Source organism: Klebsiella sp. HN106, assembly GCF_051209435.1.
GTDB classification, from domain to species: Bacteria; Pseudomonadota; Gammaproteobacteria; order Enterobacterales; family Enterobacteriaceae; genus Klebsiella; species Klebsiella oxytoca.
In genome coordinates this window covers 1-444 of record NZ_JBLURD010000104.1, presented here as the reverse complement: position 1 = coordinate 444, position 444 = coordinate 1, and the positions used below count along the sequence as shown (strand labels likewise).

Sequence of the window (444 nt, the reverse complement as noted above, 5' to 3'; positions counted from 1 at the left end):
CTGGTGCCGAACCGCTTTGAAGACGGCTACGGTTTAAGCCCGGAAGTGGTCGATCAGGCCCATGCTCGCGGCGCGCAGATGATCATGACCGTCGACAACGGGATCTCGTCCCATGCCGGCGTCGATCATGCCCATGCGCTGGGGATCCCGGTGCTGGTGACCGATCACCATCTGCCGGGCGAGACGCTGCCGGCGGCGGAAGCTATCGTTAATCCCAACCTGCGCGATTGCGACTTCCCGTCAAAATCACTGGCCGGGGTGGGGGTGGCGTTTTATCTGATGCTGGCGCTGCGCACTTTTCTGCGCGATAAAGGCTGGTTCGACGCTCGCGGCATCCCCGCACCGAACCTTGCCGAGCTGCTGGATCTGGTGGCGCTTGGCACCGTCGCGGACGTCGTGCCGCTGGATGCTAACAACCGTATCCTCACCTGGCAGGGGTTAAGC

At 63.1% G+C, this 444-nt stretch carries 1 protein-coding gene; it reads left to right on the top strand.

Annotation, left to right across the window (positions count from 1 at the left end):
• A partial coding sequence (locus ACSIPU_RS30535) for a DHH family phosphoesterase (protein WP_435322480.1) occupies window positions 1–444 on the top strand: 444 nt, incomplete at both ends.